The organism is Anaerovorax odorimutans (assembly GCF_024459955.1).
Taxonomy (GTDB): Bacteria; Bacillota; Clostridia; order Peptostreptococcales; family Anaerovoracaceae; genus Hominibacterium; species Hominibacterium odorimutans_A.
On record NZ_JANFXK010000139.1, the window covers coordinates 1 to 273 of the forward strand.

Annotated in this window: 1 protein-coding gene; it reads right to left on the bottom strand. The window is 53.8% G+C overall.

The annotated features are described in order from the left end of the window. Nucleotides 1-247 (bottom strand): relaxase/mobilization nuclease domain-containing protein (locus NE619_RS19390; protein ID WP_256133886.1); only part of this gene is annotated, 247 nt, incomplete at its 3' end. Between the last annotated feature and the right edge of the window lie 26 nt (nt 248-273).

Consider the following 273-nt stretch of genomic DNA (forward strand, 5'->3'; position numbering starts at 1 on the left):
CCTGTTCGATGGCTTCGTCCACATCCGCTTTGATTAGGCCCCGCCAAGTGGGGCGACCTTCCTGTTCGGCCCGCCACTCGCCATACTGCTTTCCTTTTCCGTTCCTGGGGCTTTCAATCACAGACAGCCCATATTCCCTGCACAGCGCATCGGACATTTGCCGCATGGCACGATAATCTGCTGCCGTTCGATGATAACGCAGCCCATTTACAAAGGAAACCGTGTTCAGGACAAAGTGGTTATGCAAATGGTTTTCCTTATCCAGGTGGGTGG